This is a genomic window from Paracoccus aminophilus JCM 7686 (assembly GCF_000444995.1).
GTDB classification, from domain to species: domain Bacteria; phylum Pseudomonadota; class Alphaproteobacteria; order Rhodobacterales; family Rhodobacteraceae; genus Paracoccus; species Paracoccus aminophilus.
Genome location: NC_022041.1, coordinates 2339782 through 2361249, shown reverse-complemented (window position 1 = coordinate 2361249; position 21468 = coordinate 2339782). Strand labels below are relative to the sequence as shown.

Below are 21468 nucleotides of genomic sequence, written 5' to 3'. Positions count from 1 at the left end.
GCGGAGAAAGCCGGGCCCCCGCCTCTTGGGCGGGTCGCCTTAAGACGCGATGGCCTCGAACAGCGGTTTGAGGTTCTGGGCGTGGCGCTCTGCCAGATGGCGGGCGGCGCGTCCTGGGATCAGCGGGCGCGCCGGCGCGGGCAGGAAGCCGGTTTCGGCGAGCTCGGGGAAGAGCGCCAGGATCTCGTCCATTGCCGCCGGGCCAACGCTGCGCAAAGCCTGTTCGCCGGTGAACAGCGATTCCGCCTCGGCGCCATTGGCATGGATGATCTGATGGCTGTCGAGCAGGATATGGACATAGGTCACGCCCGCGAGATCGGTGGCTTCTTCGACCCCCTCGATACCCAGCAATTGCTGCGCGGCGATCAGAACCTCTTGCGCGCCGAACATGCGCAGCGCGATCTTCGAGCGGATGAGCATCCGGTGCTGCGGCGAGACGACGAGATCGGTTTGCGGGGTGTTCGCCCCCAAGGCACCGGCGCGAATGCGGATCGGGCAGAGATGGGGGGCATGGGCGAGCTCCTCGGCGGAAAGCGCGCGCTTCCCGATCCAGCGGATCGGCTGGCACCCGGCATCCCTCGTCCAGACCAGATCGCCCAAAGTCAGATCGCCCGCCGCGACCAGCCCCGATTGCGTCTCGATCAGCGCATCCGCCGAGAAGCAAATCGCGTCGATATTGTCGTTGCCATCAACGTCGATCCAGTTGATCTCGGTGATCGGCGTTAACGAATTGAAATGGATCGAGGCGGCCGTGCCCTGCATTCTGACCTGTGGTGGCAGAAAATCGAGGTCGACATTGGTTGGGAGGGTGTTGTCTTGCGGAAGCCAGAACATCATCGTCTTTGAAGGATCTGCGGGATCCGCCACTTGAATAATGAAGTGTTGGGAGCTTGTTGCCGAAAGGCCGGTATTCACTGATTCCCAATGAATATTCGCTTGGAAAAGCTGGGTGACTTCATAAGCTTTCCCACCCCAATGAAGCGTGTCCCCGGCTGTGATCTTGGTTGGATCTGCAAGGTCGATCTGTGTTCCGTCCCGCATCTTGCCAAAGGTTGTGCCGGTGTTGACCCCGTTTCGGGGCATGTAGGTTTGTCCTTGTTGTGGCACACCGGAGGGTCCGGGCGTTTCATCGAAAAGGCGCGTCAGGTCGTTCAGGATGGGCATGATGTACTCAGCAGTGGGAGGAACGAGATAAAAAGCGCGCGGACAGAGGCGCTGGCCCGCAGATGGGCCATGGCGCGTCTATCAGCTGAAAGTAGCGAAAAAGCCGAATCAAACGGGTACCAAACCGGTATCATTTAAGGTTAATTTCTTCCTAAAGTTGTGTTTTGTCCAATCAAAATCCGCCGTGCCGTGTCGGATTCTGCTTTCTGCGAAAAAAAAAGACGGCTGAAGCGGCCTGTTGATCTCGTCGAGGGTTTTGCCTTCCGGCGGCGCGCTATCCCACGCCGTTCGGGCAAGCAAAGCCGCGCCCGGCGGCGCCGTTCGACCCGTAGGGCGAGGGTCCGCGCCACTGCGAGGCCACCTCTCTTTGCGCGCGCGAATTCGTCTTAAACTGCGACCGATCGGCGGGCTGGATGCTCAGATCAGAGCGGTGAGGGGTGCGGATGACCGACGATCCAGACGTTCCTCTCGGTCACCCGATCCGCTTCCGTCCGAGATCGAGGTGGCAGACGGCGATCGCACGAAGCTGCCCAGCTTGCAGACCTATACGATCCGCGACGCTGCCAAGATCGCGCATCTGCCCGAGCGGCTCGATATCGGCGGGCTGGAAACATCGCTGGCTGCTCAAGGGCAGGTTGCCGAGGAGCTGGGCGAGCCAGCGCCGTAGCGGATCGGGCCGACCGAAGACCGCCGCCTGACCCGCTTACAGTTCACGGGCACCGAAAGGAGCGGCGGATTGTGGTAAAGCGAGCCGGGCATCTCTGAATGATCGCACGCCTCTTTTGAGGAGATCTGGCGCCATTTCCGCTGCTTCACCCGCGCAGGACCAAAGCGGCTGTAGTTCCGGTTCCGCTTCGGGGAGCCGCGCGGACTCGAGACGACTGCGGCAGTGCCGGGCGACTGCCTAAAGCCGCCATTCCATCCCGCAGGCCGCCAGCCCGGATCGTTCAGCCATATCCGCGCCGGTAGCCGCTGGGTAGGTCGGATCCAGCTCTTCCGCCCGTCGTCGCGACGCGACAATCTCGCCGAGCTTATCGGCAAGCTCCGAGGTCGCTGGCCCGACGCCTGCATAAATCAGGAACCGGTCTGGGGTATCTTCAGGCAGGGGCGCGCTCACAGCGGCGGGCGGCGTGGAGCTGTCGCTGGATGACGAATTATAATGCTCGACCGTGATCTCAACCAAGGCCGGACCGCTCCCGCATTGCCGCCATTGCTCGATAAATGCGAATTTCGGCCCGGCACCGGTGGAGAAGTTCTGCTCCGACAGGCCCCCGACCGCTGTGTTGGCGCGACTAGGGGTCCAGCTCTGATCGAACTGGGCGACGAGTTGGGCCACCATTTGACGCGTCTCGGTCCCAGCATCGGGATTCGGCCAAAGGCCCTAATCATGCGTGGCCTGTGACCTGCTTGTCCCTTGCCATCGCTCCTCGACATGGGCGCAGACCGAAACATCGCCGCTCGACAAGCGGCAGGCGACCGCACCTCGTTACGGGCAACCGGGATTTTGGCAACGCGATGCGCCATAGGGCGATGTTGGCGAAGAATGGCTTGGTTCCCAATCTCCGCATTGGGTGATGTTCGAAGGGCGAAGATGGCTTCTGAGGTACTGGCTACCTGCAGTAAGGTGATCAGACGAAAGAGAAGCAGGCCCACGGCCTCGCGGGCGTTTTTGATTCTGACCGACCGCACTGGCTGACGAGAACCTTGCCCCAAACTGCACCATATCCCCCCTCAAATGGTTTTGGCTTTCGCTGATTTTATTGAGAAAAAATGTCCCCTTGGCATCAACCTTCACCCGATTTACAGAGCTTCGTAAATTGCGCGAAAGTTCAACACCAATCGGGGGAGTCTCGCCCGAACCCGGGGCGAATTTTCGCAAGTGACTGTATTTGCTGGGATCGGAGATCGATCCCGGCGTTTTTCGTTTCCGAGGACGGGCAGGGCCGGTCCATCACCATCAAGGACCGTCCACCATGTCTCCTGCCTATCTCGTCACCCATAACGGCGGCTTTCACGCGGATGAGCTCTTTTCCAGCGTGATCCTGACCCGGCTTTTCCCGGATGCTCAGCTGGTCCGCAGCCGGTCGCCGGAATGGATCACGCCCGCCGCGGATCGCGTCATCTATGATGTCGGCGGCGCCTATGATGCCGAGGCCGGGATCTTCGATCACCACCAGCGCGGCGCGCCTTTGCGCGATGACGGCCAGCCGCTCAGCTCCTTCGGGCTGATCTGGCGCCACTTTGGCCGCGATTATCTGGCGGCCTCTGGCGTTCCGGCGGATCATATCGAAACGGTTCATGCCTCGTTTGATGCGGGTTTCGTGCTGCCGATTGACCTCGTCGACAACGGCGCGCTCAGCCCGGCCAGCGCGGGGCCCTTGCTGACCGGCATGGTGCTCCCGAGCCTGATGGAAACGCTGAAGCCGGTTTTTGACGACACCGATCCGGGATCCGAGGATCGCGCGTTTCAGACGGCGCTGACCATTGCCCGCGCCTTTGTCGAGGCCCGCATTGCCCGCAGCGCGGCGAAACTCCGCGCCGAGGGCATGGTGTTCGACGCGATCGCCCGCGCGGGCGAGAGCCGCATTCTCGAGCTGCCCATGGGCATGCCCTTCCGTCCGACGGTGGTGAAGGCCGGGGCCGATCACCTCTGGTTCGTCATCAACCCGCGCGGCAAGGATTGGGGCATCGGCGGCATCCGCAAATCCGAAGACGGGTTCGAGCTGCGCGCCGATCTTCCCGCATCTTGGGCGGGTCTTTCGGGCGAGGCTCTGGAAGCCGCCTCGGGCGTTCCCGGCGCGCTTTTCTGCCACAATGGCCGCTTCATCGCGGCAGCCGCCACGCGCGAGGCCGCCGTGGCGATGGCCGAGATCGCGGTGCGCGAGGCGGAAGCCAACCGCGCCTGACCGGTTCGCCTGACCGGATCGTTTGCGCGCGCCTCAGCGATCCGGCAATTGCCGCAGGAAATCGAGGATCAGCGCCGAAACCTCGGCGGGCCGCTCTTGTTGCAGCCAGTGGCCCGCGCCCTCGACGAGATGGCTGCCGCGCAAATCGGGGACGAGTGCGGGCATCGCGGCAATGATCTGATCCATGCCGGGCATGGCCAAGCCGCTGTCGCGCGTGCCGATCAAAAAGAGCGCGGGCGGCGTGACCGTCGCACCGGCATAGGCTTGCTGGAGCTCCCAATTCCGGTCGAGATTGCGGTAATAGTTCAGCCCGCCCGTGAAGCCCGACGCCTCGAAAGCCTGAGCCAGCGCGTCAAACTCTGCGCCAGGCAGCCAGTCGGGCAGGCGCGCCGGATCGGGCAGGGTCGCGAGCAGGCCAGAGCTGCGCGAGACCATGCCGAAGGGGTTCGGTGTGGCGTCGCCGGGCAGGCGGGGACCTGCCTCGCCGCTGGCCGCGAAGATCAGCTTGCGCAGCGTTTGGCGGGGATCTCGGCCGAATTCGGCCTCGGCACCCTCGGGGTTTTGAAAATAGAGTGTATAAAACAGCGCGTTCTCGTTTTGCGGAAAGATCCGCGAGGGCGGCACCGGCGGCTGGCCCATCATCGGCACGGACAGCGCCACAACTGCGCGAAAGCGATCCGGGCGCATGAGCGCGGCCTGCCAAGCGATCGTCGCGCCCCAATCATGACCGACAATCACCGCCTGTTGCTCGCCGAGCGCATCAAGCAGCGCCACCAGATCGCCGACCGCATGAATGACGCTGTAGTGCTCCGCCCCCTCGGGCGCCTCGCTTTGGCCATAGCCGCGCAGATCCGGCGCGACCGCGCGGTAGCCTGCTTGCGCCAGCGCCGCGATCTGATGGCGCCAGGCGCGTTTGGTTTCGGGAAAGCCGTGGCAGAGCACAACCAAAGGGCCGTGCCCAGCCTCGAGGAGGCTCATCTTGATCGTGCGGGTCTGAAGGATCGTTTCTTTCATCGGGCTCTTCTCGGGATGTCTGAACAGAGGAGGCAGTGCGGTGCCGCGCCAGATCGGATAACCAAGGGCGGTGCAGCGGAGTTCCTTTATTGTGTAACAGTAAATGTTACACATATGCGGATCTGTCAAGATTGCGTAACATGAATTGTTGCGGAAAGGGATGCGATGAAGACCGATGGCCGGCTTGCCAGAATGCTGCATGTGCTGGTGCATATGGGCCTGCTCGGGGGGCGCGAGACCTCTGAGCGCATTGGGCAGATGCTCAACACCAATCCGGTGGTGGTGCGCCGCACGCTCGGCGCCTTGCGCGATCATGGCATCGTCGCCTCGGAAGGCGGGCGGGGTGGGGGGTGGAAACTGACCCGGGCGCTTGATCAGATCACGGTGCTCGAGGTGCAGCGCGCGCTGACCTCCGGCGCGATCCTGACCGCGCCGCTCTCGCGCGATCATCCGACCTGCCCGGTCGAGCGCGCCGCCAATGCGGTTCTAGAGGCGGCTTTCGCCAAGGCCGAAGCGCAGCTGGTCGCGAGTTATGGGGCGGTCACGCTGGCGCAGATCGCGGCCAGCGCCTTTGCCGCCGAGGGGTGAGGTGGGGCTGGCGCGCCGAGGTAGAGAACATCGCCGCCCGCGGCTTGGCAAGCGAGAGAGCCCCGGCGCGCCAAGACAGCCCGCGTCATCTGCGGGGCCAAAACACGAAAAAACACGAACTGTCGGAACAAGAGCGAGCCCGGCAGGAAGCGCTGCAAGTTCCACGGCGGCAAGTCCACCGGCGCCAAGACACCTGAGGGAATCGCGCGGATCAGGGAAGCGCAGCGGCGGCGCTGGGCAAAGCTGGGTGTCGCAGCACTGTGTTCGCCTCGCTATCCTGAGGCCTCATAAGCACCGCCGTCTTACTCCGGTTTGCAGGCAAATTCGGATGCAAATGAGCGCGAGTTGCATTGCGAAGCATCACACCATCGAGAGACCCCGCTACCATAGAGCGACCCAGACTTGCGATCGAAGAGCAGCGCAGTGCTGCTGGCGCCGTCAATCTGCGCCGCGAGCAGAAAGTCCTTATTCTCTGAGTGGATTGGTAGCGTTTTCCCGCTTTCGGTGCCCATGGCGCGTGAGGCCAGATCTACAATAAGTCTGGTTCTTCCCTCCATTCCCCGAACAGGAATGCAAGTAAAGGCCTGCTGATCCGCAGAGCCAGAAACAGGCATGAGAGCAAGGCAAACTCCGATGATAGACGCTCTCATGCTTTCCACCCCTATGCCAAGATACCATCAGACAACCGGAAGGGGTTGGGTGCAAACCAATTCTTCGTCAATAGCGCTGCAGGCGAGGGCGCTAGCGGTCAATCTGAGCGTCTTGATTTTAATCAGCCGAAATCAAGCGACATGAGCAGAGATCGCTGGGCTTGATTAGGTCAGGCCATGAAGAGGCGGCCAGCAAGCCTCGGCGGCGTCAGTAGTGGTCGGGCTGAACGGCCAGCGCTACCGTCAGGACAGCAGTGGTTCCCTCGAAACGGAAGCTGTAGCGCCGTTGCGGTGATGGCGCGAAATCGGGGATGTGCTCGCTTTCCGAGGATATGCCGAGCGCGAGGAGTGCATCGGATATTGCTCGCTCTTGAGCGGGATCGCCACCGATGAAACGAAGCTTCGCATGGGTCATTCCGCGCAGTTGTCGGGCCAGGAGTTTCAGGGTCTCGTCATCCAGGAGCGGTGCGCTGCCGTCGTTCTTCTTAGCCATAGGGCTCAAGCTCCGATCCATCATTCAAGAGGCCGGGAGCTTACGCGGCGATGGTATCGTTTGCGAGACTGGCAGAGCGTGGCGGGCGGAATAGTGCCGGTTGGGTCTACGGCGCCCCCGGCCCAGGTCAGCGAAATGCCTCGCCCGGCTGGTGAGATGCCCGAGGCATCGAACCTTCCGAATAGCTGATTGCGCCATCATCACCCCGGCGCAGTCGATGCCATGAGGCTCCGTAAGGCGCAGGCGTGAATGACAGCCCGAATTGACATGAGGCAACAGACGACAATGGCTGTGGTGATCGGCATGTCATAGTCGAGAGGCTGCGACGACACGGACCAATCCAAGAGCACAACGGCGGCGAGGACCACGGGGATGCTAAAACCCCGCTCTCCTTTGCGCGGCGCGGAGATCTCGCTTTGCGTCATTGATAATCTCGCTTCTGAGCAGTGCAAATCGTCTCCCGCTAGTTGTGCAGCCCGGACCTGCCGTCTAAATCTGAGCTTGTGAAGAAGCTTCCGGCCTCAGTGAAATTCCCACTCCCTCCGCCACTTGGCCGCCCTCGAGGAACTGGATGCCCCTTGCCTCCAAGGCTTTGCGCAATGTCTCCGCCGTGGAATGCTGCAACCCACTCTTCCCGGTCTCAAAACGGCTCACCGTAGCGAAGAAAATTCCCGCGAGTTCAACGAGTTATCGCACGCCAAGCTGAAGCGCGCTTCGGGCCATTCGAAGTTGGGCAGGGGTCATTCGTCTACCCTGTATCGTAACTATAACACTGTTTGCGAACTGGCCGCACAGCGAGATGGTTCGATGATCTACAATCTTTCCTCGATCACGTCGGAAGCGTGGATCATTGCATGACGGTTCAAAGGGAACGGCGAGCCGATGCGGGCGCGTCTGGCCTGACCTCTGCCGACTATGACCAGCTTGACCAAATCCGGCGTGAAATGGCGCGTCGGGGGAACTGACTGAGGCGGGCGCGACACCGCGACCCTCGCGAAATTTGCGACAATGGCGAACCCACATGAGCGCGAGAACCGCGACCGATACCGGCATGTGAGCTTTTCCGCTTCACGAAGTCCACGATCGCCTTGCTCTGGCGCTCGATGCCAGCGAGCATGACCGGGGCTATACTGAGGCAGAGGCCCGGGGCTATGTGCGCGCCGCGCTGCGTCAGACCCTCAAGCTGGTGGAGGTCCAGCGACGAGAGCCTCCGAAATCCTGCGGTTCAAGGGAGACGCCCGCGAGGCAGCCGACGGCATCGCCCGTCACGTCCATGCGATTATCCGGGTTTCTCGGCTGGCGCTTGAGAACGAGGCCAGCGGCGATTTTCAACACCGCGAAGCCTATGTCGCCGACGCTCTGGAGATTGCCGAGTGTCTGATGGACATCGGTCCGATGGCGTTGAAGGACTAGCTCGCGAGACAAAGTGTGGAGCGTGGCGCGAGGATGAAGCCGCATGAGCGCCAGACTTCTCAAATACTTCGCCAATCAGCATCTGTGAAGCAGCCGCGCGACAGGCGACGCCCATGCTTCGCGCGTCGCGTGCCACAATTTAGCTTACGTCATATCTCGGGACAAAACGTGCACTCTCGCAAAGCGAGCACTGCCGACACCAATGACGGCCAAGTCCCCGTTAGGATATGCGGAAATTGCTCTGATATTCCCAATACTCTCGCCGCGGTCCCGCCCAATGGGCGCGAGATCAACTGACCGGATCCCCCCTGACGTGACTTGCCCCAGCTCACTTTCCCATGGATCAGAAAGCCAAAGCGCGCTCCCGGGATCCGAAATGATCTGCGGCGAGAACTTCGGGCCAGTCTCGATCCGGCGCTGAAAGCGTCCATCGGCGTTGAACTCGAAGATGCCGTCGCGGCCGTCGGTATCCTCTCCGCGTTTGAGGGCGATGAAGATGCTGCCCGCCGCATTGACGGCAATGCTTGTCGCCGAGGGAGGGCGTGACACCATCGGATCTGCGGCCAAGGCCTGTGCCATCAGCCCGGTCAGCCGCCGCCGCTCCCTCAAATCCCGGTCGAGAAGAACCAGCGTATCTGGTCCCGGTAGGCTTGCGGGCTGCCCCTTGGTTGGCGGTGCGACGAAGTAAAGCGCAAGGCCGCCATCCGCGGTAACGCAGCTTCCCTCACCGTTGGTCCAATAGCCGTCGTTTTCGGGCATTGGCACGCGGTCTTTTACCGCGCCAGAGAGCGGATCCAGCCGCACCAGAATGTTATATCCGTTGAGCACGATATCGCCGCCCGGCAGAACGCCGAGCATTTGGCCGCGGCTGTCTTCCGGCGCGGAAAACTGGGTCAGGGGCGCCCCATCCGGACCAAATACGTAAAACCGTTGCTGTTGATCGGTAACCACCGCCCGAGAGAGGCTATCAATACCGATCGCATTGAGATTGTCGCGAAAGAGCCCAGCGCTTGCACCCTTTCCACCGACATTGAAGACAGCTTCCACTCCACTCTTGGCCGCTGGTGTCGAGCGACGGCCAATTCCCAGGATCTGAGACAGCCCCAGCATGGCTCCGCCAACTGCGACAACGCCCAGCCCGGTGCCCAGAGCCTGTCGCCGTGATAGGCTGGCCGTCGAAGGGGCCGGGACACCGGGTTTTCCGTCAGGAAAACGATGCTCAAGCACGATATGCTGGCGGCCTCGCGCTTCGATCACATATTGCGACCCGCAACTTCCACAGCTGCCGATGACATGTCCATCAGGCGTATTCGCTATGGCCAGCGTTCCACCGCAGCTTGAGCATTTGAGTTTGCGCATGAGCATCCTTTTTGACGCGCAACCTAGCCTCGACCAGAAACCCGGTTCCAGCGCTTTTTTAAGGTGCCCTAAACACTGGGCGACAATATCGGGCACCCAACGACGTCACCTTGAGGGTTGGCTTCGCGCAGCATGATCGGCGCGCACGAGGTGAGGTGATCCGCCCTGCGTGTCCTGAATGTCGCGGACAGTATAGCGGCGTAGCAGGGGAGGGCGCGGGAAACGCTGCCTGCACGAGATGTTAACAAGGTGAAGCAGTGACGCAACGCAACCCGTCGCAATCAAGCGCAACAAGAAGGCGGGCGCTTAGGCGGGGAAAGCTCGCCAATTACGAAATTAACTAACGATTTCAGTGATATATGGCGGAGGAGGTGGGATTCGAACCCACGGTGGAGTTACCCCCACGTCGGTTTTCAAGACCGGTGCATTAAACCGCTCTGCCACTCCTCCGACGGCGCAGGATTAGCCTGACTGCGCGGGCAGAGCAAGAGGCGGTGATGATCCGCCTCTTGCGATTTTCAGACAATGCGTTGATTTCGCCGCATTCCAAGGGCTTGCCTGCTATTCGGCGGCCCGCGCCATCGGGTTGTTCGGATGCTCGGTCCAGTTGCTGTAGGGCTGGACGGGGCGGCCGGTGCGCAAATCCATCTCGCCAACCTCGAGTTCGCGCATGGTGATGCAATTCTCGACCGGGCAGACATCGACGCAGAGATTGCAGGCCACGCATTCGGCCTCATTGACCTTGAAGACGCGGCCGGGCTCGATGTTGATCGCCTGGTGGCTGGTGTCTTCGCAGGCGGCATAGCAGCGGCCGCATTTGATGCAATCATCCTGATTGATCACCGCTTTGGTGGTGTAGTTCAGGTTGAGATGCTGCCAATCGGTGACATTCGGCACCGCGCGACGGATCAGATCGGACATCTCCATCTCATGGCTGTCGAGATAGTCGTGAAGGCCGGTGATCATCTCTTGCACGACCTTGAAGCCATAGGTCATGGCCGCCGTGCAGACCTGCACATTGCCCGCGCCAAGCGCCATGAATTCGGCGGCATCGCGCCAGGTCGTGACCCCGCCGATGCCCGAGATCGGCAGGTTCGCCGTCGCAGGATTGCGCGCGATTTCGGCCACCATATTCAGCGCGATGGGCTTGACCGCCGGGCCGCAATAGCCGCCGTGGCTGCCCTTGCCGTCAATCGTCGGCTGGGGCGCGAAGAGGTCGAGATCGACCGAGGTGATCGAATTCACCGTATTGATCAGGCTGACGGCATCCGCGCCTCCGCGCAGGGCTGCCTCGGCGGGCTTTTTCACATCGGTGATATTCGGCGTCAGCTTGACGATGCAGGGCATGCGCGAATGCTGCTTCACCCAGCGCGTCACCATCTCGATATATTCCGGGACTTGCCCCACGGCGGCGCCCATGCCGCGCTCGGCCATGCCATGGGGACAGCCGAAGTTCAACTCGACCCCATCTGCCTCGGTGTCTTCGATCGCGCGCAGGATCGAGATCCAGCTTGGCTCGTCGCAAGGCACCATCAGGCTGATGATGAGCGCGCGGTCAGGGTAGTCGCGCTTGACCGATTTGATTTCGCGCAGGTTCACCTCGAGCGGGCGGTCGGTGATCAGCTCGATATTGTTGATGCCGAGAACGCGGCGATCCGCGCCATAGACCACGCCGTAGCGCGGGCCGTTGACGTTGACGACCGGCGGCCCTTCAAGCCCGAGCGTCTTCCACACGACCCCGCCCCAACCGGCCTGAAAGGCGCGGCGAACGTTGACCTCTTTGTCGGTCGGAGGCGCCGAGGCGAGCCAGAACGGGTTCGGGGATTTGATGCCGATGAAATTCGAACGCAGGTCCGCCATGTCAGGCCCCCATCAGTTGCGTATGGATGTCTTCGGCCGCATCGCGGCCCTCGGCGACGGCGGTGACGGTCAGATCATCGCCGCCCGTCGCGCAATCTCCGCCTGCCCAGACGCCCGAAAGCGAGGTCCGGCCCGTGGCGTCAACCGCGATCTTGCCGCCCGAAAGCGTGAGCCCCTCGGGATGGCCATGAAGCGTCTGGCCAATCGCGCGGAAGAGCTGGTCGGCGGCAAGACGAAAGCGCTCGCCGGTCTCTTCAAGCCCGTTTGCGCCGTCGCGGGTATGGGCAAACTCGACCTCGCGCACCGTGCCATTGCCGTGGACCGCAATCGGCATGGCATTGCAGATGATGCGCACGCCCGAGGAGGTCGCATGTTCCTGCTCATGGGCCGAGGCGCTCATCCGCTCCTGGCCGCGCCGATAGACAATGGTGACGTTCTGCGCGCCAAGGTGACGGGCCTGCACGGCGGCATCGACCGCGGTCATACCGCCACCGATCACCACGATATCGCGGCCAATCGGCAGGGCCGAGAGATCGCGGGACTGGCGCAGCTCGCGGATGAAATCGACCGCGTCATGGACTTCGCCACGATCTTCGCCCGGCGCGCGCAGGGCATTCACACCTTGCAGGCCAAGGCCAAGAAAGACCGCGTCATAATCGGCGCGCAGCTTGTCGAGCGACAGATCGCGCCCCAGCGCCTTGCCGGTCTCAACCGAGATCCCGCCGATCCCGAGCAGCCAATCGACCTCGCGACCCGCGAAACCATCGACCGCTTTATAGGTGGCAATGCCGTATTCGTTGAGCCCGCCGGCCTTTTCACGGGCGTCAAACAGCGTGACCTCGTGGCCTTTAGCGGCCAGACGATGCGCGGCCGAAAGACCTGCGGGGCCCGCGCCGACCACGGCGATGCGCTTGCCGGTCGCCTCGCCGCGCCGGAAGGGATGCTCGCCCTCATCCATGAGGTGATCGGTGGCATAGCGTTGAAGCGCGCCGATCTGAACCGGCTTGCCCTCGGCGGTTTCACGCACGCAAGAGCCTTCGCAGAGGTTCTCGGTCGGGCAGACGCGGGCGCAGATCCCGCCCAGAATGTTCTGGTGAAAGATCGTCTTGGCGGCGGCATCCGGCGTGCCCGTCGAGATCTGACGGATGAAGAGCGGGATGTCGATCGAGGTCGGGCAGGCTGTGACGCAGGGCGCGTCATAGCAGAAGTAGCACCGATCAGCCGCAACCCTCGCCTCGTGATCATCGAGGGGCGGGGCAACATCGGAGAAATTGACGGCGTAGACTTCAGTTGTGAGACGGCCCGGCACAACACCGGGCGTCAGCTGGCTATTGGACATCGCTTGGACCCCAGGCTGGCTGCTATCTGAGAATCAGGCTGTCACAGGTCAAATTTTTTATCAAATGGTAAAATTTCTCGAATTTGATTTTCCGAAAATTTCGCGGCGCAGCATTTTTACGCTGCAAATGCATCAGGCAGGCAGGATCAGCTCTGCTCGCAGCCCGCCCAGATCCGAATGGCCAAGGGTCAGACTGCCGCCGTGTAAGGCGCACAGATCATGCACAATCGCGAGCCCGAGACCCGCGCCGGGCGGGCCGAATTCATCGAGCCTGCGGCCGCGCGTCAGGGCATGGGCGTGATCCTCTTGCGACATGCCGGGGCCGTCATCCTCGATGCGGATCGCGATCTCGCGCTCGCCCGCCTTGTTCTCACTGGCCTTGTTCTCGGGCAGCAGACGCGCCGAAATCCGGATCTGGTGATCGGCCCATTTCGAGGCGTTCTCGGTCAGATTGCCGATCATCTCCTCAAGGTCCTGCCGCTCTCCGGCAAAGGCCAGCTCGGGCGGGCAGGCGGTTGTGATCGCGATCGCCCGATCCTCAAGCGGGCGGCGGAGCACCAGCAGAATATCCTCGACCACGGCGGCGACGGGGGTGCGGTGACCCAGAAGGCGCGGCGCGGCAGAGCTGCGCGCGCGGCGCAGATGCCAGCCGATCTGGCGATCCATTCGCGCGATCAGCGCCTGTCCGGGATGATCGGGGCCAAGGCTGTTGGCCAGCGCGGCCAGCGGGGTTTTCAGCGAATGGGCAAGGTTGCCGACATAGTCGCGCGATCGGGTCAGAACAATTCGATTTTGTTCGAGCAGAGCATTGATTTCAGAAGAAATTGGCCGAAGCTCTGATACGGCGGGCAGGGATAGGCTTTCCGCCTCTCCGGCGCGGATGCGGCGAATGTCATGGCCCAGCCGGTCAAGGCTTTTGAGGCCTGCGGTGACCTGCAAAAGGCTGGTCAGACCGAGCCCAAGCCCCAAGACCAGAAGCGAGATCGCCAGCGGGCGGCGGACTTGGGCAAGGCTCTCGACGATCTCGGCTTGCGGCGCGGTCACCGCGACCGAGAGGCGCGCCTCGCTGCCGGGAAGGGTGAAGTCGCTGTGGATCAGGCGCAGCCTCTGGCCGTCCGGTCCAAAGAGATGACCGCCCTGCACATCCTCGACCGGCACCGACAGCAGATTGTCAAAGAGCGAGGGCGATTTCGCGGTGACCTGACCATTCTGCATGAGCTGCCAATACCAGCCCGAGAGCGGCAGATCGAAGCGCGCATCGCTTGGCGGCACGCCCGCCACCAGCCGTCCGCTGTCCGAGATCGTGGCCCCCGCCATCAGCCCCTCGGCAATGGCGCGGGTTTCCGCATCGAAGCGGCCGGTGATGAAATCTTCAAGGATCGCGGCAATGGTCAGATAGGCGGCGATCAGCGCCGCGCCGACCAGCAAAGCGGCGAGCCCGAGCAGGCGGAAGCGGATCGAATCGGCGGGCAGTTTCAGCTTCATGATGCGCGATCAACCGGGGTGCGCAGGACATAGCCCTCGCCGCGCCGGGTCTCGATCAGGCCCTCGCCGATCTTGCGCCGCAGCCGCCCGATCACGACCTCCAGCGATTTGTAATCGCGATCAGCTGCCGAATCGTAGAGATGGTCCGAGAGCTCCGAGCGGGTGATGACCCGGTTCTGATGGTGGATGAGATAGGAGAGAATCCGGGTCTCGAAGCCGGTCAGCTTCAGTGCGAGCCCGTTTTGCGAGATCACGCCAAGCTGGCTGTCGAGCTTGAGCGGGCCCGCCGCAATCACCGCCTGCACATGGCCAGCGGCACGGCGCACCAGCGTTTGCGCGCGGATGACTACCTCTTCGAGCCGGAAGGGCTTGACCGCGTAATCATCGGCGCCTGCGCGAAAGCCCGCGACCTTGTCGGTCCAGTCGCCGCGCGCGGTCAGGATCAGCACCGGAATGGTGGTGCCGCCGCTGCGCCAATGGGTCAGCACCTCGATCCCCGGCATCCCCGGCAGGCCAAGGTCAAGGATCGCGACATCATAGCTTTCGGTCGCGCCGAGAAACTCGCCCTTTTCACCGTCATGGGCGATGTCGCAGGCAAAGCCCCCGGCCTGCATGGCATCCGCCAATTGCGAGGCGAGCAGGGGATCGTCCTCGATGATCAGGGCTTTCATGGTTCAGTCTCCTTTGCGCTTGCGCGCCTTGGTCAGTCCCGCGCCCGCAACCTCAAGAAAGCGGCCGGTCTTCGCATCGAGCCGGATGAACAGGACATCGCGCTTTGGGGTGAGCAGGCGCAGCTCGTGGACAAGCTCGACGCCTTGCTCGAATTCCGCGGGGGTGGGCGGGATCAGCCGCGCCGCGATCAGCTTGCCGCTGAAGCGGCTTTCGACCAGCCGCGCGGCGGTGCTCAGCGGCAGGACGTCGAAGCTTGGCGGAGCGTCAAGCTCGCTGTCGTCGAAATCCACCGGGCCGCTCCAGCGATGATGGGTGAGCTCACCCGGCGCCGCCTCGCGCCCGCGTCCGAGCATCCCCGATCCCAGCCCCAGCCCGAGGGCGAGAAGCAGCAGCGCCGCGAGGGCGAGCAGAAGAAGAGAGAGGCGGCGGCTCATATCGCCTGATTATGGCGCGAATTCCAAACGAATGCCAAACAGGCTGTTGGCGGTTCGTTGATCTTCTCTGCGCTAGATCTGATTCGCATGGGACGCATATCGTCCCGCCCAGAGGAAGGAAGTCAGAATGAGCAGAATGGTTAAAGGTTCGGTCGCGGTGATTGCTCTTGCGGCCATGCTGGGCCTGCCGATCGCAACACTGGCGCAAGAGAGCACGCCCGCTCCGGCGCCGGCCACCGCATCGACCCAAAGCCCGGAGCTGCCGCAGGTGCTGAAGGATCTCAACCTCTCTGATCTGAAGGTCAGCGCAGGCAAGCGCGGCGGTCAGCGGGTGAGCGGCAAGACCGCGGATGGGGCCGAGATCAAGGCGATGCTGGACGACAACGGCGCTTTGCGCGGTGCCTTTGCCGATAAGGACGGCACGGCTTTGCCCGAGACGCTGGTCGCCCAACTTGTGCCCGAGGCCGTGCGCAATCAGGATATTTACAAGCAATTCTCGCGTGTTGGTGGCGTTTTCTCGGATGAGCGCGGCGTGATGGTCGTCGGCGCGGACAGCAGCGGGCAGGGTTTGCGCGCGGGCTTTACGCAGGACGGCACGCTGATGCGCTTTGGGCGCGGCGATGATCGCGGCCCGGATCGGAAGGGCGGAGAGCATGACCGTCGCCACGGCAAAGGTGACCATGACAAAGGCGGTCGCGACAAGGGCGGCCACGGCAAGGGCGATTGGTCCGGCAAAGGCGAGCGCCATTCCGGCAAGGGCGGGCCGGGGCAAGCCGCGCTGAGCGATGAGGCGGCGCTGAAGGCTGCAAGCGATGCGGGCTATACCGAGACCGGCAATCTCACGCGTGAAGGGCGCGCGATTTACCTTGATGCCAAAAACCCGCAGGGCGAGACCGTGCGCGTCGAGATCGGCGCCAAGGGCGAGGTCCTGCGCGAAACCGCCCGTTAAGAGGCTTTAGGACCGAATCAGGCAAGAGAACCGGGTGCGAAGTCTTGTGCTTCGCGCCCACAATGCGTCCGGGATGCGCGAATTATGATGATTTGATGTCGCTTGTCGGCAGTCTCTTGCTCTCGCTGGGAAAACTGCTTGCGAGTTGCTTAACGCGGTGCCAAATCCCGTCCTGCTGGCCGCTTTTATGGGGATGGCCGATGTGAAAGGTCCGGGGGATGTATCGTCGCAACTTTTTGTTTTCTTCCGCCGCTGCCTTGGGCTCGACCGGCGCTCTGGCGGGATTTGCCTTCGCGCAAGAGCCGGGCGCCCCGGCCGCTCCGGATCAACCGGCCCCTGAGACCCCGGACGAGGCCCAGCCTGAACCCGCGCCCAAGCCCTTCGATTTCGAAGATGTCGCCGACATCGCCAAAGATTACGCGAGCCGCGATTACACCCAGCCGATTTCGCAGCTGACCGGCAGCTTTGGCAATCTGAACTATGATCAGTATCGCGCGATCCGTTTTCGCCGGGACCGTGATCCCTGGCATGCGAACCGGCTGTTCTCGCTGGATCTGCTGCCGCCGGGCTCGATTTTCTACGAGCCGATCGAGATCAATATGGTCGTCGATGGGGTCGCGACCAAGGTGGCCTTCACGCCGCGGCTCTTTGAGTTCGATCCGTCGCAGTTCCCCGACGGCGGCGATATGGAGACCGTCGGCAATATGGGCTTTTCGGGCTTCCGGCTGCGCACGCCGTTGAACCGCCCCGATGTCATGGACGAATTCGCGGTCTTTCAGGGCGCGAGCTACTTCCGCGCCGTCTCGCGCGGGACGCTTTACGGCCTTTCGGCGCGCGGTCTGGCAATCGGCACCGGCAGCCCCGAGGGCGAGGAATTCCCGCTCTTCCGCGCCTTCTGGATCCACGAGCCCGGCCCGCAGGACCGCACAGTCAAGATCAACGCGCTGCTCGACAGCAAATCCATCACCGGCGCTTTCGAATTCATCCTCGCTCCGGGGGCCGAGACGGTCATCACCACGCGCGTGGCCCTGTTCCCGCGCCGGGATATGACCAATGTCGGCATTGCGCCGCTGACCTCGATGTATTGGTTCGGCCCCGCCGACCGGCGTCGCATCGACGATTATCGCCCCGCCGTTCACGACAATGACGGGCTTCAGATGCTGACAGGCGCGGAAACCCGGCTCTGGCGCGTGCTCTCGGGGCCGCCGACCTTGCAGGCTTCGGCCTTCATGGACAATGACCCGCTTGGCTTCGGGCTGGCGCAAAGGTCGCGGAGTTTCGAGGATTATCAGGATGCCGAGGCGCGCTATGATCTGCGGCCCTCGGCCTGGATTGCGCCGCAGGGGCGTTGGGGCAAGGGCTCGGTCACGCTGATCGAGATCCCGGTCGAGAACGAGTTCAACGACAATATCGTGACCTTCTGGCAATCCTCGGACAAGCTTCTGAAGGGGCAGCGCAAGGACTATTCCTACGTTCTCACCTTCGCGCCGCAAATCCCTGATAGTGCACCGATTTCTCGGGTTTTGGAAACGATGTCGGGCAGGGCGATCAACAATGCCGATGCCCGGACCTATATCGTCGATTTCGATCTCTCGGTCTTTGGCTCGGAGGATCCTGCCGCGCAGATCCGTGCCTCGGCCGGGCGCATCGGGCATAATTATCTGATCCGAATGCCGCAGGAGGGCCGGTTGCGACTGTCCTTCGAATATTTCCCTGAAAACGCCAAGGTGGCGGATCTTTCGGCGGTACTGAACGGGCCGGAAGGGCCGCTCAGCGAGACCTGGATCGCCCGTTGGGCACGCGAGTAAGTCAAGGTGAGCCAGTTCGATTCCGCACCGCTTTCTGCCGGGACCAGCCGCAGTTTTCCCGGTGGTCTACTCGGTCCCGAGGCGGATGTATCGTTCAAGCCAGCACTGAATGGGCTCGTCCGGGCAACCCCGCCGGAAGAGCCTCTCAGCATGCCGGTGCAGGATCTGCGCGGCGCGCCGCCCCATGGACCCCGTCCGGGCTGGGCGAGCTGGCGGGTCACGCTGGCGCGGTTGATTGCCTTTGGCGGCACGGCGGCGATTGCGGTGGCGGGCTACCGCGAGATGGTGCTTGTCTTCGGTGACCACATCACCTTTCTTCAGGGCGTGCTGCTGGTCCTCTTCGTTCTGACCTTCGGCTGGGTCGGCTTTTCCTTTTGCTCGATGGTCGCGGGCTTTTTCGCGCCTGCGCCTAAGACGCCCGAGGGCCCGAATGCGGCCCGGATCGCCGTGGTCATGCCGGTCTATCACGAGGACGCCGCCACCACGAGCGGGCTGCTCGCCGCTTTGGCGCGTGACCTCGCCCGCGAGGGTTTGAGCGACCGTGCAGAGATTTTCGTGATCTCGGACAGCCGCAAGCCCGAATCCGTGGTCGAGGAAATGGCAGCGATCAGCCGGTTGCGCGAGATGTCTCCGGTGCCAGTCTGGTATCGGCGGCGGCGCAGCAACGAGGGCCGCAAGGCCGGGAACGTCGCCGATTTCGTCCGCCGCTGGGGCGGGCGTTACGACCAGATGCTGGTGCTCGATGCCGACAGCGTCGTTGGCGCGGCGACGATCAAGGCGCTTTCGGCGCGCATGAATGCGGACCCGGATCTCGGCCTGATCCAGACCATGCCGATGCTGGTCGGTGGCCAGACGATTTTCGCGCGGCTGACCCAATTCGCCGGGCGGGTCTATGGGCCTGCGGTGGCGCGGGGCGTTGCTGCCTGGTCGGGCGACAATGGCAATTTCTGGGGCCATAACGCGATCATCCGTGTCCGCGCTTTCGCGGCTTGCTGCGGATTGCCAACCCTGCCCGGGAAGGCGCCTTTCGGCGGCACGATCCTCAGCCACGATTTCGTCGAGGCCGCGCTTTTGCGGCGGGCGGGCTGGAAGGTCCGGCTCGACCACGATCTGCGTCAAAGCTTCGAGGGCACGCCGCCGACGCTTCTCGACATGGCCGTGCGCGAGCGGCGGTGGGCGCAGGGCAATCTTCAGCATCTGCGCATCTTCCTGTCGCGCGGCTTTACCACCGTCAGCCGGGTCCATTTCATGATCGGCGTGCTGGGCTTTGTGATGTCGCCGATCTGGCTTGCCATGATCCTTGTCGGTCTGGCTCTGTCGGCCAATGTGCTCTTGTCGCGGCCCGATTACTTCCCCTCGACCTATCAGCTTTTCCCGGAATGGCCGGTCTTCGATCCGGTGCGGATGCTCTGGCTCTTCGCGGTGGCGATGGGCTTCCTTTTGGTGCCCAAATTCATCGCGCTCTTTCGGGCCTGGATGCGGCCTCTGGCGCATAATTCGGGCGGCAAGGGGCGAATTGTCGCTTCGGCTCTGTTCGAGATCGTGCTGTCTGCGCTGATCGCGCCGGTGCAGATGCTGTTCCAGACCCGCCAGATCATCGAGATCTTGCAGGGCAAGGACAGCGGCTGGGAGGCGCAGGTGCGCGCCGGACAAACCCCGCCGTGGTCGCTGGTGCTGCGCCGTCACGCGCTGCATGTCGTCCTTGGTCTCGGCACGCTGATCGTGCTGGCTTATTTGTCGCCGGGTCAGCTGGTCTGGCTGTCGCCGATCCTCGCCGGTCTGATCCTTGCGCCCTTTACCTCGCGCTGGTCGTCAAGCCCGGTCTTCGGACGGTGGGCGCGGTTGCGCGGCCTGTTGGTGACCCCCGAAGAGCGCGATCCGCCCGAGCTTCTGACTGCGGCCAATGTGCTGGGCAACCGCATCGCGGCGCTGAGCGAGACGAGTCTGGCTCATCTCGGTGAAGATGCCGCCGAGCGCGTCCGCCATGCGGCGATGACGCCCGTCTTCGATCCGACGCGGCGCAATTCCGAGCGGCTGAATGCGATCTCGGCCGGGGCCAAGATCGGCGCGGCGCTCAACCGGCGCGAGGCGCTTGGCTTCCTCACGCAAGGCGAGGTGCTCGCGATGATCGAAGAGCCCGAGCTGCTCGACATCTGGTCCCGGCTGCCCGCATGAAGCGGATTGCCTCGCTCGATATGCTGCGCGGTTACGCGCTGGTCTGCATCATGCTGGACCATATGCCGGTCGGCAGCCTGCGCGCGCTGACGCTGACGAATTTCGTGACCTTCGACGCGGCCGAGCTGTTTGTCCTGTTGTCGGGCTTTCTGGTCGGGCTGGTCTGGATCAAGGTCGAGGCCCGCGAAGGCCGAGCGGCGGCGCGCAAGCGGTTCTGGCGGCGGGCCTTTCAGGTCTGGCGCGCCTTGATCCTCGGCGCGATCCTGCTCGCGTTGCTGTCGCGGCTGCTCTTTTACTTCAAGCTCAAGCACACGGCGGTCTGGTTCGAATATTCGAATATGATCATCGACAACCCGCTTGGCTATGTCGCAACCGTCGCGCTGATGTGGATGCAGCCCAACCTGCTGGATGTGTTGGCGCTCTACGTCCTGCTGATCGCGACCGTGCCGGTAACCGTGCCGATCCTGCTGCGCTGGCCGGTGCTGTTCATGGTCGCTTCGGTCGCGCTTTGGATGGTGGCGGTGCCGCTGAATGCGCTGATCCCGAACCAGAGACCGGGGCCGGGGCTGTTGTTCAACCCGTTCGGCTGGCAGTTGCTGTTCTTCTGCGGCGTTGGCATGGGGGCTTTCCGCGACCGCATTACCGCGACGCTCAAGCCCTATGCCGGTTGGGTCACCGCCGCGGCTTGGGGCATGATGCTGTTCAGCATGGCGATCGTGCTGAGCTGGCAGCTCGGCGAGCGCGGCAAGCCGCTGCATGACGCCCTGTTCCTGATCCACGGCGATATCGACAAATGGTCGATGGACGGCGTCCGGCTCTTGGGGGTGCTGGCGGCAAGCTGGCTCGTCGCCATGCCTTTGGCGCGGTATTTCAATTGGCTGGCCGATACGATCGGCGGGCGGGCGCTTGCCGAGATCGGGCAGGGCGGGCTATTGTCCTTCGTGGCCTGCGTCCTGCTTTCAATCTTTGGTGATGCGATGCATCTGACCGCGCCTGCGGGGCCTGATGGCCTTGGCTTCAGGATCGTGATCGACATCTGGTGCATTCTCACCCTCTGGGTAGTGGCGGCGCTGTGGATGCGGCGCAAACAGCTTTGGGCCGCATGGAGCGGCCATCATCACCCGGCCCGCTAGATGCCAAGGACGAGCGGAAAGGGGCG

At 63.0% G+C, this 21468-nt stretch carries 20 protein-coding genes and 1 tRNA gene; 9 read left to right on the top strand and 12 right to left on the bottom strand.

The genetic code is table 11. The features are described 5' to 3' along the window. Nucleotides 1-39 precede the first annotated feature (39 nt). Nucleotides 40-834 carry a Hint domain-containing protein gene (locus tag JCM7686_RS24440; RefSeq protein ID WP_236635825.1) on the bottom strand — a complete coding sequence of 265 codons (795 nt, stop codon included), beginning with the start codon at nucleotides 832-834 and terminating at the stop codon, nucleotides 40-42. A 90-nt stretch (nucleotides 835-924) separates the two neighbouring features. On the opposite strand from JCM7686_RS24440, the gene JCM7686_RS24945 reads away from it, so the two are divergent. Together JCM7686_RS24945 and JCM7686_RS24710 are read left to right on the top strand one after the other, a co-directional pair. Continuing rightward, nucleotides 925-1302, top strand: coding sequence for a hypothetical protein (locus tag JCM7686_RS24945; RefSeq protein ID WP_236635824.1), 378 nt, complete (start codon nucleotides 925-927; stop codon nucleotides 1300-1302). A 364-nt stretch (nucleotides 1303-1666) separates the two neighbouring features. Further along, complete coding sequence (locus JCM7686_RS24710; protein ID WP_158442359.1) at nucleotides 1667-1831, top strand: hypothetical protein; 165 nt, start codon at nucleotides 1667-1669, stop codon at nucleotides 1829-1831. A gap of 237 nt (nucleotides 1832-2068) precedes the next feature. Here the strand turns inward: JCM7686_RS24710 and JCM7686_RS11490 are convergent, their stop codons facing one another. Continuing rightward, complete coding sequence (locus JCM7686_RS11490) at nucleotides 2069-2503, bottom strand: hypothetical protein (RefSeq protein ID WP_041527314.1); 435 nt, start codon at nucleotides 2501-2503, stop codon at nucleotides 2069-2071. 634 nt (nucleotides 2504-3137) lie between these two features. On the opposite strand from JCM7686_RS11490, the gene JCM7686_RS11485 reads away from it, so the two are divergent. Further along, a complete protein-coding gene (locus JCM7686_RS11485; RefSeq protein ID WP_020950993.1) occupies nucleotides 3138-4070 on the top strand; it encodes an MYG1 family protein in 933 nt (310 codons plus the stop codon). Between the two features lie 33 nt (nucleotides 4071-4103). On the opposite strand, the gene JCM7686_RS11480 is transcribed toward JCM7686_RS11485, so the two are convergent. Continuing rightward, nucleotides 4104-5084, bottom strand: a complete 981-nt coding sequence (locus JCM7686_RS11480; protein ID WP_041527313.1) for an alpha/beta fold hydrolase — start codon at nucleotides 5082-5084, stop codon at nucleotides 4104-4106. A gap of 165 nt (nucleotides 5085-5249) precedes the next feature. Here JCM7686_RS11480 and JCM7686_RS11475 point away from each other — a divergent pair, with 165 nt between their 5' ends. Together JCM7686_RS11475 and JCM7686_RS25120 are read left to right on the top strand one after the other, a co-directional pair. Continuing rightward, a complete protein-coding gene (locus JCM7686_RS11475) occupies nucleotides 5250-5672 on the top strand; it encodes an RrF2 family transcriptional regulator (RefSeq protein WP_041527312.1) in 423 nt (140 codons plus the stop codon). 87 nt (nucleotides 5673-5759) lie between these two features. Next, nucleotides 5760-5963, top strand: coding sequence for an HGGxSTG domain-containing protein (locus JCM7686_RS25120; protein ID WP_328286682.1), 204 nt, complete (start codon nucleotides 5760-5762; stop codon nucleotides 5961-5963). 567 nt (nucleotides 5964-6530) lie between these two features. Here JCM7686_RS25120 and JCM7686_RS11470 read toward each other — a convergent pair. The 9 genes from JCM7686_RS11470 to JCM7686_RS24000 all read right to left on the bottom strand — a co-directional run bounded on the left by JCM7686_RS11470 (nucleotide 6531) and on the right by JCM7686_RS24000 (nucleotide 15377). Continuing rightward, complete coding sequence (locus tag JCM7686_RS11470; RefSeq protein ID WP_148292615.1) at nucleotides 6531-6815, bottom strand: hypothetical protein; 285 nt, start codon at nucleotides 6813-6815, stop codon at nucleotides 6531-6533. A 1170-nt stretch (nucleotides 6816-7985) separates the two neighbouring features. Continuing rightward, nucleotides 7986-8303, bottom strand: a complete 318-nt coding sequence (locus JCM7686_RS11460) for a hypothetical protein (RefSeq protein ID WP_148292614.1) — start codon at nucleotides 8301-8303, stop codon at nucleotides 7986-7988. 69 nt (nucleotides 8304-8372) lie between these two features. Continuing rightward, a complete protein-coding gene (locus JCM7686_RS11455) occupies nucleotides 8373-9587 on the bottom strand; it encodes a hypothetical protein (protein ID WP_020950991.1) in 1215 nt (404 codons plus the stop codon). A gap of 360 nt (nucleotides 9588-9947) precedes the next feature. Then, nucleotides 9948-10037: transfer RNA gene (locus tag JCM7686_RS11450), tRNA-Ser, on the bottom strand. Between the two features lie 111 nt (nucleotides 10038-10148). Next, nucleotides 10149-11447 carry an NAD-dependent dihydropyrimidine dehydrogenase subunit PreA gene (gene preA, locus JCM7686_RS11445; protein ID WP_020950990.1) on the bottom strand — a complete coding sequence of 433 codons (1299 nt, stop codon included), beginning with the start codon at nucleotides 11445-11447 and terminating at the stop codon, nucleotides 10149-10151. Nucleotide 11448: 1 nt separating this feature from the next. Further along, the gene (locus JCM7686_RS11440) at nucleotides 11449-12786 is read right to left on the bottom strand and encodes an NAD(P)-dependent oxidoreductase (RefSeq protein ID WP_020950989.1); all 1338 of its coding nucleotides are present in this window, start codon (nucleotides 12784-12786) and stop codon (nucleotides 11449-11451) included. A gap of 132 nt (nucleotides 12787-12918) precedes the next feature. Then, a complete protein-coding gene (locus JCM7686_RS11435; RefSeq protein ID WP_020950988.1) occupies nucleotides 12919-14271 on the bottom strand; it encodes an ATP-binding protein in 1353 nt (450 codons plus the stop codon). Then, nucleotides 14268-14942 carry a response regulator transcription factor gene (locus JCM7686_RS11430; RefSeq protein ID WP_020950987.1) on the bottom strand — a complete coding sequence of 225 codons (675 nt, stop codon included), beginning with the start codon at nucleotides 14940-14942 and terminating at the stop codon, nucleotides 14268-14270. The genes JCM7686_RS11435 and JCM7686_RS11430 overlap by 4 nt, the downstream gene beginning before the upstream one ends. A 3-nt stretch (nucleotides 14943-14945) precedes the next feature. Continuing rightward, a complete protein-coding gene (locus JCM7686_RS24000) occupies nucleotides 14946-15377 on the bottom strand; it encodes a PepSY domain-containing protein (RefSeq protein ID WP_020950986.1) in 432 nt (143 codons plus the stop codon). 127 nt (nucleotides 15378-15504) lie between these two features. Here JCM7686_RS24000 and JCM7686_RS11420 point away from each other — a divergent pair, with 127 nt between their 5' ends. The 4 genes from JCM7686_RS11420 to JCM7686_RS11405 all read left to right on the top strand — a co-directional run bounded on the left by JCM7686_RS11420 (nucleotide 15505) and on the right by JCM7686_RS11405 (nucleotide 21442). Further along, nucleotides 15505-16326: a hypothetical protein gene (locus tag JCM7686_RS11420; protein WP_020950985.1), complete on the top strand. Its 822-nt coding sequence runs from the start codon at nucleotides 15505-15507 to the stop codon at nucleotides 16324-16326. A gap of 218 nt (nucleotides 16327-16544) precedes the next feature. Next, a complete protein-coding gene (locus JCM7686_RS11415; protein ID WP_020950984.1) occupies nucleotides 16545-18134 on the top strand; it encodes a glucan biosynthesis protein in 1590 nt (529 codons plus the stop codon). Nucleotides 18135-18140: 6 nt separating this feature from the next. After that, nucleotides 18141-20309, top strand: coding sequence for a glucans biosynthesis glucosyltransferase MdoH (gene mdoH, locus JCM7686_RS11410; protein WP_051201553.1), 2169 nt, complete (start codon nucleotides 18141-18143; stop codon nucleotides 20307-20309). Further along, complete coding sequence (locus tag JCM7686_RS11405; protein ID WP_020950982.1) at nucleotides 20306-21442, top strand: OpgC domain-containing protein; 1137 nt, start codon at nucleotides 20306-20308, stop codon at nucleotides 21440-21442. The genes mdoH and JCM7686_RS11405 overlap by 4 nt, the downstream gene beginning before the upstream one ends. The last annotated feature ends 26 nt before the right edge of the window (nucleotides 21443-21468 follow it).

Coding starts and splice junctions, on each gene's coding strand:
- JCM7686_RS24440 (WP_236635825.1), bottom strand. CDS start 834: ATGTTCTGGCTTCCGCAAGACAACACCCTCCCAACCAATGTCGACCTC.
- JCM7686_RS24945 (WP_236635824.1), top strand. CDS start 925: ATGAATATTCGCTTGGAAAAGCTGGGTGACTTCATAAGCTTTCCCACC.
- JCM7686_RS11490 (WP_041527314.1), bottom strand. CDS start 2,503: ATGGTGGCCCAACTCGTCGCCCAGTTCGATCAGAGCTGGACCCCTAGT.
- JCM7686_RS11485 (WP_020950993.1), top strand. CDS start 3,138: ATGTCTCCTGCCTATCTCGTCACCCATAACGGCGGCTTTCACGCGGAT.
- JCM7686_RS11480 (WP_041527313.1), bottom strand. CDS start 5,084: ATGAAAGAAACGATCCTTCAGACCCGCACGATCAAGATGAGCCTCCTC.
- JCM7686_RS11475 (WP_041527312.1), top strand. CDS start 5,250: ATGAAGACCGATGGCCGGCTTGCCAGAATGCTGCATGTGCTGGTGCAT.
- JCM7686_RS11470 (WP_148292615.1), bottom strand. CDS start 6,815: ATGGCTAAGAAGAACGACGGCAGCGCACCGCTCCTGGATGACGAGACC.
- JCM7686_RS11455 (WP_020950991.1), bottom strand. CDS start 9,587: ATGCGCAAACTCAAATGCTCAAGCTGCGGTGGAACGCTGGCCATAGCG.
- preA (WP_020950990.1), bottom strand. CDS start 11,447: ATGGCGGACCTGCGTTCGAATTTCATCGGCATCAAATCCCCGAACCCG.
- JCM7686_RS11440 (WP_020950989.1), bottom strand. CDS start 12,786: ATGTCCAATAGCCAGCTGACGCCCGGTGTTGTGCCGGGCCGTCTCACA.
- JCM7686_RS11435 (WP_020950988.1), bottom strand. CDS start 14,271: ATGAAGCTGAAACTGCCCGCCGATTCGATCCGCTTCCGCCTGCTCGGG.
- JCM7686_RS11430 (WP_020950987.1), bottom strand. CDS start 14,942: ATGAAAGCCCTGATCATCGAGGACGATCCCCTGCTCGCCTCGCAATTG.
- JCM7686_RS24000 (WP_020950986.1), bottom strand. CDS start 15,377: ATGAGCCGCCGCCTCTCTCTTCTTCTGCTCGCCCTCGCGGCGCTGCTG.
- JCM7686_RS11420 (WP_020950985.1), top strand. CDS start 15,505: ATGAGCAGAATGGTTAAAGGTTCGGTCGCGGTGATTGCTCTTGCGGCC.
- JCM7686_RS11415 (WP_020950984.1), top strand. CDS start 16,545: ATGTATCGTCGCAACTTTTTGTTTTCTTCCGCCGCTGCCTTGGGCTCG.
- JCM7686_RS11405 (WP_020950982.1), top strand. CDS start 20,306: ATGAAGCGGATTGCCTCGCTCGATATGCTGCGCGGTTACGCGCTGGTC.